At 73.9% G+C, this 15,349-nt stretch carries 13 protein-coding genes; 2 read left to right on the top strand and 11 right to left on the bottom strand.

From position 1 onward, the window contains the following. Nucleotides 1-33 precede the first annotated feature (33 nt). From MQV74_RS35550 to MQV74_RS35530, 5 genes are all read right to left on the bottom strand, one after another. Complete coding sequence (locus tag MQV74_RS35550; protein WP_242727259.1) at nt 34-1,290, bottom strand: aspartate aminotransferase family protein; 1,257 nt, start codon at nt 1,288-1,290, stop codon at nt 34-36. Between the two features lie 79 nt (nt 1,291-1,369). Further along, nucleotides 1,370-5,587 (bottom strand): amino acid adenylation domain-containing protein, encoded by a 4,218-nt coding sequence (locus MQV74_RS35545; protein ID WP_242727257.1) that lies wholly within the window; start codon nt 5,585-5,587, stop codon nt 1,370-1,372. Nucleotides 5,588-5,595: 8 nt separating this feature from the next. After that, nucleotides 5,596-6,171 carry a DUF6309 family protein gene (locus MQV74_RS35540; protein WP_242727255.1) on the bottom strand — a complete coding sequence of 192 codons (576 nt, stop codon included), beginning with the start codon at nt 6,169-6,171 and terminating at the stop codon, nt 5,596-5,598. Between the two features lie 15 nt (nt 6,172-6,186). After that, nucleotides 6,187-6,987 carry a phytanoyl-CoA dioxygenase family protein gene (locus MQV74_RS35535; RefSeq protein WP_242727252.1) on the bottom strand — a complete coding sequence of 267 codons (801 nt, stop codon included), beginning with the start codon at nt 6,985-6,987 and terminating at the stop codon, nt 6,187-6,189. An 85-nt stretch (nt 6,988-7,072) separates the two neighbouring features. Next, nucleotides 7,073-8,353, bottom strand: a complete 1,281-nt coding sequence (locus tag MQV74_RS35530; protein ID WP_242727243.1) for an MFS transporter — start codon at nt 8,351-8,353, stop codon at nt 7,073-7,075. Nucleotides 8,354-9,085: 732 nt separating this feature from the next. Here MQV74_RS35530 and MQV74_RS35525 point away from each other — a divergent pair. Both MQV74_RS35525 and MQV74_RS35520 read left to right on the top strand, forming a co-directional pair. Continuing rightward, nucleotides 9,086-9,481 carry an ATP-binding protein gene (locus MQV74_RS35525; protein ID WP_242727241.1) on the top strand — a complete coding sequence of 132 codons (396 nt, stop codon included), beginning with the start codon at nt 9,086-9,088 and terminating at the stop codon, nt 9,479-9,481. A gap of 185 nt (nt 9,482-9,666) precedes the next feature. After that, nucleotides 9,667-10,053 (top strand): STAS domain-containing protein, encoded by a 387-nt coding sequence (locus MQV74_RS35520; protein WP_242727239.1) that lies wholly within the window; start codon nt 9,667-9,669, stop codon nt 10,051-10,053. 7 nt (nt 10,054-10,060) lie between these two features. Here the strand turns inward: MQV74_RS35520 and MQV74_RS35515 are convergent, their stop codons facing one another. The 6 genes from MQV74_RS35515 to MQV74_RS35490 all read right to left on the bottom strand — a co-directional run bounded on the left by MQV74_RS35515 (nt 10,061) and on the right by MQV74_RS35490 (nt 15,336). Further along, on the bottom strand, nt 10,061-11,314 hold the full coding sequence (locus MQV74_RS35515; protein ID WP_242727237.1) for a PP2C family protein-serine/threonine phosphatase: 1,254 nt from the start codon (nt 11,312-11,314) through the stop codon (nt 10,061-10,063). After that, nucleotides 11,311-12,357 carry a SpoIIE family protein phosphatase gene (locus MQV74_RS35510; protein ID WP_242727235.1) on the bottom strand — a complete coding sequence of 349 codons (1,047 nt, stop codon included), beginning with the start codon at nt 12,355-12,357 and terminating at the stop codon, nt 11,311-11,313. Before MQV74_RS35510 ends, MQV74_RS35515 begins: the two co-directional genes overlap by 4 nt. Next, complete coding sequence (locus tag MQV74_RS35505; protein ID WP_242727233.1) at nt 12,354-12,830, bottom strand: ATP-binding protein; 477 nt, start codon at nt 12,828-12,830, stop codon at nt 12,354-12,356. Before MQV74_RS35505 ends, MQV74_RS35510 begins: the two co-directional genes overlap by 4 nt. Then, a complete protein-coding gene (locus tag MQV74_RS35500; RefSeq protein WP_242727230.1) occupies nt 12,827-13,225 on the bottom strand; it encodes an STAS domain-containing protein in 399 nt (132 codons plus the stop codon). Before MQV74_RS35500 ends, MQV74_RS35505 begins: the two co-directional genes overlap by 4 nt. Beyond that, complete coding sequence (locus MQV74_RS35495) at nt 13,222-14,094, bottom strand: STAS domain-containing protein (protein WP_242727228.1); 873 nt, start codon at nt 14,092-14,094, stop codon at nt 13,222-13,224. Before MQV74_RS35495 ends, MQV74_RS35500 begins: the two co-directional genes overlap by 4 nt. Before the next feature lie 384 nt (nt 14,095-14,478). Beyond that, nucleotides 14,479-15,336 (bottom strand): RNA polymerase sigma factor SigF, encoded by an 858-nt coding sequence (locus MQV74_RS35490; RefSeq protein WP_374120739.1) that lies wholly within the window; start codon nt 15,334-15,336, stop codon nt 14,479-14,481. Nucleotides 15,337-15,349 lie beyond the last annotated feature (13 nt).

Here is a 15,349-nt window from a genome sequence, read left to right as displayed (position 1 = left end):
GTACGGGCGGGGTGCTGGCGCGGTGGCGGGCGGTCACCGCACGGCCGCGGCGACGGCGTCGGACCACAGCGTCAGCGCCTCGTCGATCTGCTCGGCGGTGACGACGAGCGCCGGGATCATCCGTACGACGTTGCCGTGCACCCCGCAGGTCAGCAGGAGCAGGCCCCGCTCGGCGGCGGCCTGCTGCACACCGCGGGCCAGGGCCGTGTCGGGGGATCCGTCGGGGCTCTGGAACTCGCTGGCCAGCATCAGGCCCGTGCCGCGCACGTCGGCGATCGCCGGGACCTCGGCGGCCACCTTGCGCAGGCCGTCCGCGAGGCGGCGGCCCTGCACGGCGGCGTTGGCGACCAGGCCCTCGTCGCGGATGACGTCGAGGGTGGCGAGCGCGGCGGCACAGGCCACGGCGTTGCCGCCGTAGGTGCCGCCCTGCGAGCCCGGCCGGGCCCGGCCCATCAGCTCCACGGACGCGGCGATGGCCGACAGCGGGAAGCCGCTGGCCAGGCCCTTGGCGGTGATCAGCACGTCCGGGGCGACCCCGGCGGCGTGCTGGTGGGCCCAGAACCGCCCGGTGCGGCCGAAGCCGGTCTGGATCTCGTCGAGGACCAGCAGGATCCCGTGCCGGTCCGCGCGCTCCCGCAAGCCCGCGAGGAAGGCCGCGGGCGCGGGCACGTAACCGCCCTCGCCCAGGACGGGTTCGACGAAGATCGCGGCGGTCTCCTCGGGCGCGCTCACGGTGGCCAGGACGTGGTCGAGGCCGCGCAGCGCCTGCGCGACGGCCGCCTCCTCGCTCAGGCCGAGCCGGAAGGCGTGCGGGAAGGGCGCCACCGCGACGCCGGGCATCAGCGGGCCGCTCGCGGCGCGGAACCGGGTGCCCGCGGTGCTCATCGCCGCCGCGCCCATGGTGCGCCCGTGGAAGGAGCCGTCGAACACGATCACGTTCTGCCGTCCGGTGGCCTGCCGGGCGAGCCGCAGCGCGGCCTCCACGGCCTCGCTGCCGGAGTTCAGGTAGAACAGCGCGTCCAGGCCCTCGGGCAGGACGTCGCCCAGGCGCTCGGTCAGCGTGAGCAGCTGGTCGTGCAGCACGGTCGTGTACTGGCCGTGGATGAGCCGGCCCGCCTGCTCGCGCACGGCCTCGACCACCCGGGGGTGGCAGTGGCCGGTGTTGGTCACGCCGACGCCGGCGGTGAAGTCGAGGTAGCGACGGTCGTCGGCGTCGTACAGGTACATCCCCTCGCCGCGGGTGGCGACCACGGGCGTGGCCTGCTGGAGCACCGGGGAGAGCTGGGGCATCGCGTCACTTCCTAGGGGTTCGGTGGCCCGCCCGGCGGGCGGGACCAGGGGAGCTCGGCCGGGTGGGCCGCATGGGGGGTCAGCGGCCCGGGTCGGCCGGGACCGGTGAGCGGTGCGGCAGGAAGCCGACGTCGGCCGCCCAGGAGAGCGCGGCCGACCACCACTGCGCGGTCGGCTCGGCGAACCGCACGCCGAGCCGGTCGAGCACGGACTGGGTCCACGCGCTGTCCACGACGACGTTGCGGTCGCCGAGCTGCGACCAGGTCGAGGCGAGCCGGGCCATGGTCGGATGGTGCTGCTCGGCGCGGGCGAGCGCCGCGGCGAACGTGGCGTCGTCCGTGAGCCGGATCGGATAGCCGTGCCGGACCATCCACGCCACGAGCGCGTCGTGGGCGACGGTGTGCGGCGACTCCTCGTGGTAGACGCCGGGCGCCGCGTGCGGATGGACCGCGAGCGCCGCGATGCCCGCCGCCACCGTGTCCACGTGGGAGAACTCGAACGTCGTCGAGGGCCTGCGCGGCGCCGCCCCGGCCAGGACGTAGCCGCGCACGGTCTGGTAGATGCGGTTGTCCGCGACGTTGCGCTGGAAGGCCCCCGTCCTGCTGTGCGCCGCGATGTGGCCGCTGCGGTGGACGTAGGCCTGCCGGCCGGTGGCCGCCCAGGCGCGCACGGTCTCCTCGGCGTGGAACTTCACCTTCTCGTACGGGGTGCGGAAGGTCTGCCCGATGCGCAGGTCGGCCTCGCTGAAGCGGCGCGCGGGCCCCTCCACCTCGCCCGAGACGGCCAGCGTGGAGACGTGGTGGAAGCGGGCACCGGGGGTGTGGGCGTCGATCCAGTGGAGCAGCCGCCGCACCGCGGTGTGGTTGGTCCGCTCCAGGTCGGCGGGCGAGGCGACCAGGCGGACGTCCGCCGCCGCGTGGACGACGACCCGGGCCGTGCGGGCGCGGGCGAGTCCGGCGGGGGTCAGGCCGAGGCCGTCCGCGGTGATGTCACCGGCGATCGCGTCGGCGCCGCCGAGCCGCCGGGCCGCCTCGGCATCGTTGTCGCCGCGCACCAGGCAGGTCACGCGGGCGCCGCGCTCGACCAGTTCGGTGAGCACGTGCCCGCCGAGATAGCCGGTCGCCCCGGTGAGGAGCACGGGCACCGGCTCGCGCACCACCGTCCAGTGCCCGCGCGCGGGCGCGACGGCGGTGTGCACCAGCTGGCCGGACGTGGAGACCGCCGTCTGCACGTACGCGGGCGGGGCGGCGTCCGCTGCGGCGGCCACCGCGGCCGAGAAGGAGGCGACGATCCGCTCCGCGCTCTCGTGCGACAGGCGCGGCCAGGCGTAGACCAGGTCGGTCACCAGGCGGCCTTCGACGATCCGGGCGGTGAGCCGCAGCCGGTACAGCGAGTCCCCGGTGGCGCAGCGGGCCGCCCCGGCCTGCTCGTCCGCCACCGTCCAGTCCAGGGACGGCTCGTCGGGCAGCCGGAAGGTGCCGAGGAAGTTGAACGCGGCCTCGGGGCGGGCTCCTTCGACGTCCATCGGCAGCTGGGGCGCGCCGCGCACGAGGTCCTCGACCTCCGCCGTGCGCGCGGTCCCCCCGGCCGTCTCCGCGGCCTTGACGGCCAGCCACTTGACGGCGGTGAACCAGCCCACGGTGTCCAGGTACTGACCGTCGTCGCCGTCGGTCCCCCGGCCGTGGGTCTCCACCTCCACGCCGAGGCTGCGCTGCCCGCTCCAGGCCAGCGTGGCGTCGGCGAACGCCGCGAGCAGGACCGCCTCCAGGCGCTGGGCGCCGCCGTGGCGCTCCAGGAGCCTGCCGGTCGCCTCCTCGTCGAGGCTCCACACGAGGGTCGCGGGTTCGGTGCTCGACGTGGCGTCGTCCACCGGGAGCCGGGGGGCGACCGCCGGGTGCGCGGGCGCGGTGCGGGGCGTGGTGGCGGCCCAGGCGTAGAAGTCGGCCGTCGGCGCCAGGTCGGCCCGCTGTCCGGACCGGGCGGCCCGGTAGGCGGCGGCGAGGTCGTCGAGCAGGATGCGCCAGGAGAGGCCGTCGACGACGAGGTGGTGCGCGATCAGCGCGAGCCGGTCGTCGACGCCCTGGCCTCCGGAGAACAGATGCACCCTCAGTAAGCGCCCGGCCTCCGGGTCGAGGCTGCGGTGCAGCTCGGTACAGAGCGCGCCCACCGTCTCGGGGAGGGCGTCCTCGGGCCGCAGCCGTGAGTGGCTCACGGCGTCCAGGTCGCCCGCGGGGCGCAGCGGGCCGAGGCCGCCGGGGCCGACCGGCCTGCGCAGCGCCGTGTGCCGGTGCAGCACGGCCTCGACGGCCCGTGCCAGGGCCCCGGGGTCCACGCGCTCCCGGCAGCGCAGCAGCACGGACTGGTTCCAGTGCCGGGGCTCGTCGACGGGCTGGCGGAACAGCCACCGCTGGGCGGGGGCCAGGTGGCGCGGCTCGGCGGCCAGGCTCTCGGCGCGCGCTTGTGGGCGCCGCCGGGAGGAGGCGGCGACCGCGGCGAGCCGGGTGGGCGTCGGGTGGGCGTAGAAGTCCTCGAACGCGACGCGGTGGCCGCGGCGGCGCAGGAAGGCGATGGTGCGCATGGCGAGGATCGAGTCGCCGCCGAGGCCGAGCACGTCCGCGTGCGGGTCGACCACGGGCAGGCCGAGCGCGTCCGCCCACAGCTCGCACAGGGCGTGCGCGAGCGAGGCGGCGGAGCGGTCGGCGGGCCGGGTGGCGGCAGTGGGCTCGGGCCGCGCGGTCCGGGCCCGGGACTCGATGAGGCCGGACACGGTGTCGCCGAGGCGGGCGCGGTCGAGCTTGCCGTTGGCGCCGAAGGGGAACTCCGCGAGGGCGAGGATCGGCTGCGGCACGGAGTATCCGGGCAGCCGGTCGTGCAGGTGGGAGCGGAGCGCGGCGAGGGTGTCGGCCTCGTCGCGCCCGGCGGTGAGGCGTACGGCGGCCAGGAGTTGGTTGCCCGCCGGGGTCGCGCGCACGATCACCGCGCCCTGGCCGACGCCGGGGAACTCCTCCATGGCCCGCTCGATCTCGGCGGGGTCGACGCGGAAGCCCCGGACCTTGACCTGGCGGTCCGAGCGGCCGACGAAGACGAGGTTGCCGTCGGGCCTGCGGCGGCACACGTCGCCCGTCCGGTACATGCGCAGGCCCTCGTGGGCGATGAAGCGGCGTGCCGTCTCGTAGGGGCGTCCGAAGTACCCGGCGCTCACGCCGCGCCCCCCGATGTACAGCTCGCCCTCCGCCGCGTCGGGCTGCGGCGTCTCGGGCGCGCGGGTGTCGGGCACGAGCCGCAGTTCGGCCTCGCCGATGGCGGTGCCGATGGGCACGGTGGGTTCGTCGGCGGGCAGGTCGGCCACGGCGGCGGCGAGGAAGCAGGTGGCGCCGACGGTGGTCTCGGTCGGGCCGTAGTGGTTGGCGACCCGTGCGGCGATCCCCTCGTCGAGCAGGCGCGCGGCGAGCGACCGGGGCAGCGCCTCGCCGCCGAGCAGGACGGTGTCCAGGGCGGGCGCGTCGGACGGCCGCCCGGCGAGCAGCGCCGTCAGGTGGGACGGTGTCGTCTTGAGGACCGAGACCCCGGCCTCGCGTATCGCGGCCCAGAACGCCTCGGGGTCCCGTGCGGCCGCGTCGGGCACGACGTGCACCGACCCCGCGGTCGCGAGGGCGAGCAGCCAGGAGGTGTGCCCGAGGTCGGCGGCCAGGGTGGTGACGTGGGCGACGCGGGGCGCGGCGGTGCCGGTGAGGCCGAGCCGGTCGCGCAGGGCGAGCGCGTAGTGGGCCGCGTTGGCGTGGGTGACCGCGACGGCCTTCGGCTCCCCGCTGGATCCGGAGGTGAAGGACAGGTACGCCAGGTCGTCCGGCGCGCAGGGCGGCGCGGCGGCGGGTGCGGCGGGCGGGCTCGCGGCGAGGTCGTCGACGTCGACGACCTCGGTGCGGTAGGGCTCGGGCGCGCGCAGTTCCGGCGCGGTGGTCAGGGCGTGGCGCACCTTGACCGCGTCGAGGCGGCGGTGCACGTCGCGCGGGCTCCACCCCGGGTCGACCAGGACGGCGGCGGCACCCGCGCGCAGGACGCCGTACAGCAGCGCGCACATGCGGGCGTCCCGGGGGCCGAGCAGGGCGACGCGGTCGCCGCGGTCGGTGCCGAGGCCGATGAGGCGGGCGGCTATGTGCCCGGCGGCGGTGTCGAGTTGCCGGTGGTCGAGGGTGCGGGTCCCGTCACTGAGGGCGGGCCGGTCCGGGTGGGTCCTGGCGTTGAGTTCGAGCAGGCCGGGCAGCGTGGCGTCGGGCAGCGAGGCGGGGGGTCGCATCGCTCGCGTCATGGGCGCAGACCTCCGGTGGTGGCGTTCGGTGCGTCCGCGCCGCCGGTGAGCGGGGTGAGGTCACCGGCGATGTACGCGGTCAACTCCTCGCTCGGCGAGAGGCGTTCGGCCAGCTCCCAGGCGAGCAGGCGGTGCAGGCCGTCGAGGTGGACCAGGCCGTCGTCGGTGGGCAGGTCCGCGTAGTGGTCGTGCGGGATCGGCCGGGTGGTGAGGTAGATGGAGCTGAAGGCGGAGCCGCGGAACAGGGCGATCTTGCCGGTGCAGACGGGGTTGGCCGCCGTGAACTCCGCCGCGTGCGCGCGCAGCAGGTCCGCCGCCTGGCCGACGGTGAGGCCGGTGCGCGGCACGAGTTCGCGGCCGCCGCCGCAGCCGAGGTGCCAGGGGAGCAGCACCGAGCGGACGTCGGCGCGGGACAGCCCGATCGTGGACCAGGTGCCGAAGGTCGCGTCGGCCAGGCGCAGCGCGCTGTCCGCGTCCTCGTTGGTGTTGACCTCGTGGGCGCGGCCGACGGGATGGTCCCGGTGGAAGCGGGCGCGCACCTCGTCGAAGGTGGTGGGGCCGATGATGTGCATCCGTGCTGTCCCTTCTCACGCCGACCGGGCGTACTCGGTGAAGTGCCGTTCCGCGAACAGCTCCGGCCAGCGGCCGCCGTCCAGGTCACGGGCGCGGGCCGTGGCCAGCATGTGTCGCCAGTACGGCTTCACGGGCCGCCAGCGCGCCCCGGTCTGGCAGTATGAGGCGTCGACGAAGTAACGGGGTAGGGTGCCCGGCGGACTGGGCGCGGGCCTGCGGGCGTGCAGCAGCGCCGAGTTGATGAGCACGGTCGAACCGGGCGGCAGGTCGTCGATGACCACCTCGTCGGGCAGTTCGGTGGTGCCGAGGTGGGCGAGATCGGCCTTGCTCCAGGGGTCGCGGTGGGAGCCGGGCACCACGGTCAGGGTGCCGACCGTGCCGTCGAGCCCGCCGAGGTAGTGCAGCGCGTGCACCATCACCAGGTCGCGGTCGCCCAGGTCGTTGGGTTCGTGGTCGTGGTGCCAGGACTTGCCGGGCGCTCCCGGGTTGTGCCGGTCGCTGTGCAGATGGTGGAAGACGAACGGCGCGCCCAGGAGGTCCGCGATGATCCGCAGCAGCGGATCGTAGGTGAGGAGTTCCCCGTGTGCGGAGAGTTCCAGCTCCATGACGGGCGGTGGATCGTCGTGTGGCCCCGGGTCGAGGCAGGCGGCTATCGAGCGGGAGCGCAGCCCCTCGTCGACCCAGCGGTCCACTTCCGGTACGAGCCGGTCCCGCAGCGCCGCCGGCAGCAGGGCGGGCAGGACCAGATAGCCCGAGTCCGCGAAGTGCTCCCGCTGCGCCGACAGCGTCTCACTGCCTTCAAAGGATAATGGCATCTACCCCACACCTTTCTGTGACCAGGAATGACGCAGTGAATTGTGGATGTTATCAGTGCGACCGGTCCGGACAACCGTTGTCGGCTTAATTCCCGCCGGTGCGACTCGGCTGTGCCGCCGGAATTACCGACGGACCTGCCACTTCGACACTCGACGAGCCGGATCTCCCCAATGGCGAGAAACGAGTACCGAGCCAGACGAAGAACTGAATGACCGCGATGGCCGTGAACAGGGTGGCCACCCCGAACTCGACGACCAGCCAGCTGCCGAGCAGCGAACTGACCGGAACGGCCGCGAACGGAATGGCCCGCTGGAGCCCCACCACCCTGCCGAGGAATTCCGGGTCGACCGCGCCCTGCCGATAGGTCCGCCACGGCACGATGAACGTGGAGGTCGTCGTGCCGACGACGAACCAGCACACGGTCAGCGCGCCGATGCCGGGCCACAGCGCGGGCAGCGTCAGGGCGAGGGCCTTCACCGCCATGGCCGCCGCCATGAGCGCGCCCGCGGAGAACCTCCGCAGGAGCACGGGGGACGCGGCGGCGCCCAGGACGGCGCCGAGCCCCTGGGCCGCGGCGATCACCGCGAGGGAGGCGGGGACGTCCCCGGTGGGCCCGGCCACGATGTAGACGAGGTTGGCCGCCGCGGCGGGGAAGGTGAAGTTCGCCAGGGTCAGCAGGATCGTGGCCCACAGGAGGGCGCTCTGCGTCATCACCATGCGCAGCGCCGCGACGGCGTCCGGCACGAGCGAGCGGCACGCGGCCCCGATCGAGGCGCTCAGCCGCCGCCCCACCGCGACGACGGCGGTGGCCGCGATCAGCAGGGCGGAGACGGCGAACGACGCCGCGTTCACGAAGCTCGCCGCGGTCGGCCCGAGCAGCGTGACCACCGCGACGCCCGCGACCGGGCCCAGCATGCCGAGGGTGCCGTCCGCCCCCTGGACCCAGGCGTTCATCGAGGCCCGCCGGTGTTCGGCGACCCGCTCGGTGATGAACCCCTGGAACGCCGGGAACGAGAACGGCCGTACGCACCCCAGCAGAAAGGCGGCCGCCATCACCAGGACCGTCGGCGGATCGATCAGACAGAGCACGCCGATCCCGGCGACGATCACCGCGGAGACGACGTCGCAGGCAATCATCAATTGCCGTCGGTCGGCCCGGTCGGCGACGACTCCGCTGAAGAGTCCGATGACCACGAAGGGCACGAATTCGATCGCGTAGGTCAGCGCCGTCGAGACCGCCGAACCGGTCAGCTGGAGCACGAGCACGGGTAAGGCGAAGCGGAATACCCAGTCCCCGGTGCTGGAAATGATGAAGGCCGTCCGCAGCAGCCGCTCGTCGCGCCGCTGGGCGTCCCGTTTCACCACGGGCCGCCGACACCGGGTGCAGGCCGCACGGGATGAGCGCGTGACGTGCGGGCGCCGCCCATGCGTGTGCACAGCAATCACTAACCCTCCCCGCCAAGAAAAGGAAAAGAAAACGGAAGCGCGCACGGGGTGGTCCGTACGGTGCCCTCGGATGTCGCTCGGCTCGGGCTCAGAGAAGCACAGGAAGCTCCGGTTCCACCATCCTTGTCCTGCCATCTGAGACCATTTCAACATGTGCAACGCCAGGGATTTCACCATGTGCAACGGCGGCTAATTCCAGGCGGTGCTTGGCCGGGGAATCTACCCGCGCCCCGAATGGAAAGACAAGACGTTGACTGGGTGCCGCGCCAGGAGTATGGTCTACACCACTTCTACGGGAATGTGATGGCTTTGCGCTGCCCACTCGCGCCCTTGGCGCCGACGCGCCCCATAAACTACTCGTAAGTTATACCGGCGAGTTAACATCGGCCGCCCGGCCGCATTCGAGCCGCCCGCCGCCCTTTCCATTCCAGTGGGTCTGCTTCCCCCGTGCGCACTCCCCTCGGAACACCGGGAAAGCAAGGCGGCGCGCCGGTGGACCGCCGCCGGGATCGACCTCCACGGCCCGCCCCGGCCCCCACACCCGGCCGCCGGATCCACCGCTTCCGCGTACCGCTCCAGAACCACCGCGTACTCCGCGGGGTTCGGGGCAAGCGATCGGTGTGAACCGCGGAACGACGGGAGGTTGTCGTGATGCACCCTCCGAAGGAGCAGCGAGTGGTGCGCGAGTGGGAGCGTAACGGGGCGGTGTCGGCGGCCGAGGCACGCGCGGCGGCGCGTGACTTCATGGCGTCGGTGGGATACGGCGACGAGCGGCAGGCGGAGGCGGTGCTCCTGGTCGTGTCGGAGCTGGTGACGAACGCCCTGCGGCACGCCCACGGCGTGACCGCCCTGCGACTCGACCACAGCGACCGGGGTCTGACCGTGTCCGTGTACGACGCCGCCGACGAGCCGCCGCGCACCCTGCCCCTCGACCCGGCGCGGCCGGGCGGCTTCGGGCTCCACCTGGTGCGGGACCTGGCAGGACGCCTCGACGTCGAGTGGTGTCCGGGCGGCAAGAGAGTGCGCGCCACCGTGCCGCTGGCGTGAACTCCGCGGCACTCCAGGTCCGTTCGCCGTCCGCGGGCGTGCCGCGTGCGCGGTGTGTGAGCAAGGCGACATGGACCCTGATCACCGACGCGCAGGTAAGGGCGTCGAGTCGGGGTACAGGTCAGCTCCACGAACGCACGTCAGCAGCGAGTCGGGCGGTGACGGCCCGGGAGAGGTGCGCAGCCATGGACAACCGCTTCTGGCTCGGCCGCGAGGACGAAGAAAAGATCGGCCACGAGGGCGAACCCCCGGGAGTGCGGGCCGTGTTGCGGCTCTCGGGCGAGCTGGACCTGGAGGGCGCGCCCTCGCTCGCCGAAGCCGCGGGACCGCTGCTCGGGGATGGCTCGCGGACGCTGGTCCTGGACTGCCACGGTGTCACGTTCTGCGACTCCAGCGGGCTCAACACCCTGCTGAACCTGCGGCAGCGGGCGGCCGACTCGGGCGCTCGGCTGCTGCTCGCGCGGCCGTCCGCCAGCGTCCGTCACCTGCTGCGCCTGACGCACACGGAGCGGGTGTTCCACGTCGTCGAGGCCACCGACGCCGTGGGCGACGCGTCGGTGCCGCGCTCCTGACCCCGCCCTACTCCCGCGGCCCCGTCGGCCCCGCGCCGAGGCGCACCGCGAGGGCGAGGGTGTCGTCGGCGTGGAGTATCACCGCGTGCATCTCCTTGGCGAGCGCCCTGGGGAGGTGGGCGGTGGGGCGGTGGGCGTGGTCGCGGACCGCGCGGGCGAGGCGTGCCTCGCCCTCCTCGGGGTCCCTGCGGCTCTCGGTGAGGCCGTCGGTGTAGAGCAGCAGCAGGTCACCGGGGCGCATCCGGGTGCGGCGGACCTTCTCGCTGCCGGGCAGCGGGAAGCCGATGCCGCGGCCGGGGGTTTCGAGGTACTCGGTGCCGCCGCCTTGGCGCATGAGCAGCGCGGGCGGATGGCTGCCGCCCGCGAGGTGGAGCTCACCGGTCTCCGGGCGCAGCCGGGCCAGCAGGACGGTCGCCATCAGGGCGGGGTCGAAGGGCGCGAGCACCTCGTTCGTGCGGACCACGATCGAATCCAAGGGGTGGCCTTCGAGGGCCAGGGTGCGCACGGCGTGCGTGACGTTGAGGGCCGTGCGGGTGGAGCGGACACCGTGGCCGAGCGCGTCCACGACGGTGATGTGCACGGTGCCGTCCGGCAGGACGAACCAGTCGTACAGGTCGCCTCCCGTGGGCGCCTCGGAGTCGGCCGGGGCGTAGTGCACGCCCAGTTCGAGGCCGGGCACGTCCAGGACGGGCGGGCGCAGGGCGTCCTCCAGTTCCCGCAGGACGCGGCCGTGGGCGCGGCGCACCTGCTGGTCGCGCTCGTCGAGCTGGACGTACAGGGCGAGCACACCGCTGTTGGTCTCGGCCAGTTCGTGCTTGAGGAGGCGGTGTTCGGCCTTGAGGGCGTCGACCTGGGCCAGGGCGGCGCCGAGTTCCTTGAGGAGCACCTCGGTCTCGCCGTGCGGCAGTTCGTCCGCGGCCCGCGGCTCCGGCGTCACCCCGGCGGTGTCGAGGGCGATGTGCCAGGTCACGGTGGACGGCGTGGTGCTGTGCGCGGTGAGGGGCAGCTCGTCGTCGCCCACGTCGACGCGGCACGCGCGGTGGCCGAGGGTCACGACGAGCAGCGGCGCCCCGTCCTCGACGCCGTCCTCCCGGGTCGCGGCCAGGGTGACCGGGTGGTCCGCCGCCACGAACGGCGCTGCCACGCGGGTCACGGCGAGCGCGAGGCGGGCGCGTACCTCCACGCCGAGTCCGTGGGTGTCGGCGAGCGAGCGGACGGCGTGTCTGAGCGCCGGGAGGGAACGCAGGTCGGTGACGGTCATCGGGGCCTCTGAGGGGTCTTGACGGTGACGACGGTCGCGTCGTCGCGGCTGCGGCGGAAGCCGTGGACGAGGGCGGCGGCGAGCAGCGGCGGCGGAAGGCGCAGCAGGAACGGCTCCGGGTCCCGGGACCACCGCTGGTCGACGCCGTCGGTGTGGAGCACGGCCGTCGTGCCCGGGGGCGCGCCGAGGCGGCGGACCTGCGGCGGCGGCATGTTCCAGCCGACGACGCCGGGCTGGCCGCTGAGCCTTTGGCCGACGTCGTCGGCGGACAGGAGCGCGACGCGTACGTTGCCGACGCCGCAGTAGTCGAGGGTGTCGTCCCGCAGCCGCAGTACGCCGATGGCGGCGCCCCGGGAGTGGCGCAGGGCGCGGTGCGCCGCGGCGAGCAGGTCGGGCAGATCGGCGTCGGGCACCCGGTGGAAGCAGCGCACGGCGGCGCGGGCGGCCTCCTCCGCCTCCGCTCCGTGGCCGAGCCCGTCGACGGCGAGGGCGGTCAGGCCGCGGTCGGTGAGGGCCACGGCCGCGGCGTCGCCGCAGTGCCGCTCCCCCTCGGCGGGCAGGCACAGGGTCCCCACGGGCCGTTCGGCGTCCGTGGTGCGGTGCGGGGGCGCGAGGCGGGCGCAGACCAGGGTGCCGGTGCCCGCCCGGGTGCGGATGGTCAGGGTGGTGGCGATGCGGCGGATCGCGCCGAGCCCCGCGCCGAGGGTGTTGGTGGTGGTGTAGCCGTCGGTCAGACAGCGCTCCAGCTCGCGCATGCCGGGCCCGCGGTCGGCGGCGATGATCTCCAGGCCGTCGCCGTGCGGGAGGCGCTGGAGGTAGAGGCTGCCGCCGCTGGCGTGCTTGGCGATGTTGCTGGCCAGCTCCGACGCGACGACGGCCGCGCGGTCGGGCAGGGCACCGGGCAGCCCGCACCGCCGGGCCAGGGTGCGGGCGGTGGCCGCGGCGAGGTGCACGGCGCTGAAGTGGTCGATGGGGACGGCGCGGGTGGGCTCCGCGAGGCCGGGCCGCGCGGCGCCGGGTCCACCGCCGGGGCCAGGGGTCACGCGCGCCTCTTGTGCCACCGCACGGCCGTGACGACCGTGCCCCGCCCGGCCTCGGTGCGCAGCGTGAAGTCGTCCATGAGCCGGCGGGCGCCGCCGAGGCCGTGGCCGAGGCCCGCGCCGGTGGTGAAGCCGTCGGTGAGGGCGGCCTCCACGTCGGCGATGCCCGGCCCGTCGTCCTTGACCGTCAGCCGCAGGCCCGTGGTGCCGAGCCTGCGCACGATCTCGACGGTGAGGGTGCCGCCACCGCCGTGCACGTAGGCGTTGCGGGCCAGTTCGCTGGCGGCGGTGACCACCCGGGTCTGGTCGACGATGCCGAAGCCCGCGAGCACGGTGGCGGCCCGCACGGCGTGCCGGACGTGCAGCAGGTCCTCCTCGCTGTACACGGTGTGGGTGGTGGACTCCTGCGGGCGGACCCGGCCGGACGCCCCCTCGGTGCGGGGCGCGGCGGCGGTCCCCGCGTCGGCTCGCGTCATGGCTCCGCCCTCTCCCGCGGCGGCGCGCCCTTCCGCCAGCCCAGGGCGGTCAGGCCCTGTTCGGCGCTGAGCGCCGTCTCGACGCCCGCCAGCTCGATGCCGAGCTCGACGAGGGTGATGGCGACCGGCGGGCGCATCCCGGCCACGATGACGCGGGCGCCGAGCAGCCGCGCCATGGTGCTGAGGTCCATCAGCATGCGGGCGACGAAGGAGTCGACGAGCTCCAGGCGGGAGATGTCGATGAGGACGCCGCGCGCGCCGCTGGCCGCGATGGTCTCGGTGAGTTCCTCGGTGAAGGCGAGGGCCGACTTGTCGTCGAGCTCGTTGAGGAGCCCGCTGACCAGGACGTCACCGAGGCGCAGGATGGGCACTCCCGCGGTGGGGCGCTCGGTCACCGGCCGTCCGTCCCGTCGGGGCCGGGGGTGTCGGCGAGCTTGATGGCGGCGGCGAGCGCGTCCGCGAGCGTGGCGCGGGTCAGGATGGTCGACAGGTCGATGCCGAGCTGGGCGATGGTCTGGGCGATCGGCGGCCTGATCCCGCTGATGACGCAGTCGGCGCCCATCAGCCGTACCGCCTTGACGGTCTGCATGAGGTGCTGGGCGACGGCGGTGTCGACGGTGGGCACACCGGTGATGTCGATGATGGCGACCAGCGCCTGGTCGTCCTGGATGGCCTGGAGGAGGTTCTCCATGACGATCTGGGTGCGCGCGGTGTCCAGGGTGCCGATCAGCGGTACGGCGAGGACCTGGCGCCACAGCCGTACGACGGGGGTGGACATCTCCAGGAGCTGACGGCTCTGGCGGCGGATGATCTCCTCGCGGCCCTCGACGTAGACCTCGAACGACAGGGCCCCGGCGCTGTCCAGGAGCTGGTTGATGAGCAGCGCGGCCGCGAGCATCTCGTCGCTCTCGTGCGTGCCGCGGCGCACGGCTTCGAGGAGCGCCTGTTTGAGGGCCTGGACGGCGAGCGAGGCCACGGTCGGCGTCGCGCCGGCGCGGGCCCGGCGCAGGGCGAGGTCGGTGACGCTCCTGTTGAGGTCCTCGTGGGTGTGGACGAGGCCGTGCGCGTTCCCCGGGCCTGCGAGGGCCCCGGTCAGGGCGCCCACCAGGGCGTCGGCCTCCTCGTGCAGTTCGCCCTCGGTCAGGTCGCTGCCGAGCACGGCTTGTTCGCGCTGTAGGCGCACCCAGCGGTCCGCGATGTCGTCGGCGTTCGCGCGCAGGACCTCGGTGACGCGTTCACGTACGGCGGTGTCGCTGCCAGTCACAGCCCAACCTCTCACCTTCCGGAGACGCCCGACGGGGCGTCATCCTTATTGCTGCTGACCGGGAGTTGGGCGGACGTTCGGCTCACCCGGCCGGTTGTCGCCCGCTGCCCGGCACATGTTATCGATCCCCTTCGCGCCGCTACCGGCGGGTTCCGCGCGGCGGCGGAGCGGGGGCCGTCGTACTCGTCCGACTCCGTGTACCCCTCAGTCCCGTACGAACCATGGCACTTAAGGGTGAGCCCGGAACACATGAGCGGGCGCGATCGGGGAACCGAGACGAACGTGGCGGGGCCGCATGCGGCCCCGCCACGTTCCTGTCGTGCTGCGGCGTGGGGACGCCGCGCACCGCGTGCAGTTGTCCGGTCGGCCCGTGACCGGTGGGGCTCAGGCGCCTTCGGGCAGCAGGCCCGCGCGCAGACGGCCGAGGATGCGGTTCAGCAGGCGGGAGACCTGCATCTGCGACACCCCGATCCGCTCGCCGATCTCCGCCTGCGTCAGCTCCTCCACGAACCGCATGTGGACGATCTCCCGGTCCCGCTCGGACAGTTCGCCGATCAGCGGGGCCAGGCTGTTCAGGTCCTCCACGAGTTCGTATCCGGCGTCCTCCGCGCCGATGAAGTCGGCGAGGACGGCCTCGCTCTCGTCCCCTCCGGCGCCGGTGAGCAGCGTGGTGTCGAGGGACGAGGACGTATAGGCGTTGGCCGCCTTGCGGGCCTCGACGACCTCCTCCTCGGGCAGGGACATCAGCTCGGCCAGCTCGGCGGTGGTGGGGTCGCGGTCGAGGCGGCTGGACAGCTCCTCGGTCGCCTTGACCAGCTCGATCCGCGCCTCCTGGAGGCGGCGCGGCACGTGCACGGCCCAGCTGGTGTCCCGGAAGAAGCGCTTGATCTCGCCGACGATGTAGGGGACGGCGAACGTGGTGAACTCCACTTCGCGCGTCAGGTCGAAGCGGTCGATGGCCTTGATCAGACCGATCGTGCCGACCTGCACGATGTCCTCCCGCTCGTCGCCGCGGTTGCGGTAGCGGGTGGCGGCGTAGCGGACGAGGGAGAGGTTCAGCTCGATCAGCGTGTTGCGGACGTACTGGAATTCATGGGTGCCTTCTTCCAGCACGGCGAGGCGGGCGAAGAACTGCTTGGACAGCACCCGGGCGTCGCGCGGCTCGACGGACAGCGGCGCTTCGATCAGTGGCAGTTCACCGTCCGCGCCGCCGTGCGTTGCGGGCACCTGGACCTCGGACACTGCACCTGTCGCG

It is taken from the genome of Streptomyces sp. AN091965 (assembly GCF_022698285.1).
In the GTDB taxonomy this organism is placed as follows: domain Bacteria; phylum Actinomycetota; class Actinomycetes; order Streptomycetales; family Streptomycetaceae; genus Streptomyces.
This window is presented reverse-complemented; position numbering and strand designations above follow the sequence as displayed.

Coding starts and splice junctions, on each gene's coding strand:
- MQV74_RS35550 (WP_242727259.1), bottom strand. CDS start 1,290: ATGCCCCAGCTCTCCCCGGTGCTCCAGCAGGCCACGCCCGTGGTCGCC.
- MQV74_RS35545 (WP_242727257.1), bottom strand. CDS start 5,587: ATGCGACCCCCCGCCTCGCTGCCCGACGCCACGCTGCCCGGCCTGCTC.
- MQV74_RS35540 (WP_242727255.1), bottom strand. CDS start 6,171: ATGCACATCATCGGCCCCACCACCTTCGACGAGGTGCGCGCCCGCTTC.
- MQV74_RS35535 (WP_242727252.1), bottom strand. CDS start 6,987: ATGCCATTATCCTTTGAAGGCAGTGAGACGCTGTCGGCGCAGCGGGAG.
- MQV74_RS35525 (WP_242727241.1), top strand. CDS start 9,086: ATGCACCCTCCGAAGGAGCAGCGAGTGGTGCGCGAGTGGGAGCGTAAC.
- MQV74_RS35520 (WP_242727239.1), top strand. CDS start 9,667: ATGGACAACCGCTTCTGGCTCGGCCGCGAGGACGAAGAAAAGATCGGC.
- MQV74_RS35515 (WP_242727237.1), bottom strand. CDS start 11,314: ATGACCGTCACCGACCTGCGTTCCCTCCCGGCGCTCAGACACGCCGTC.
- MQV74_RS35505 (WP_242727233.1), bottom strand. CDS start 12,830: ATGACGCGAGCCGACGCGGGGACCGCCGCCGCGCCCCGCACCGAGGGG.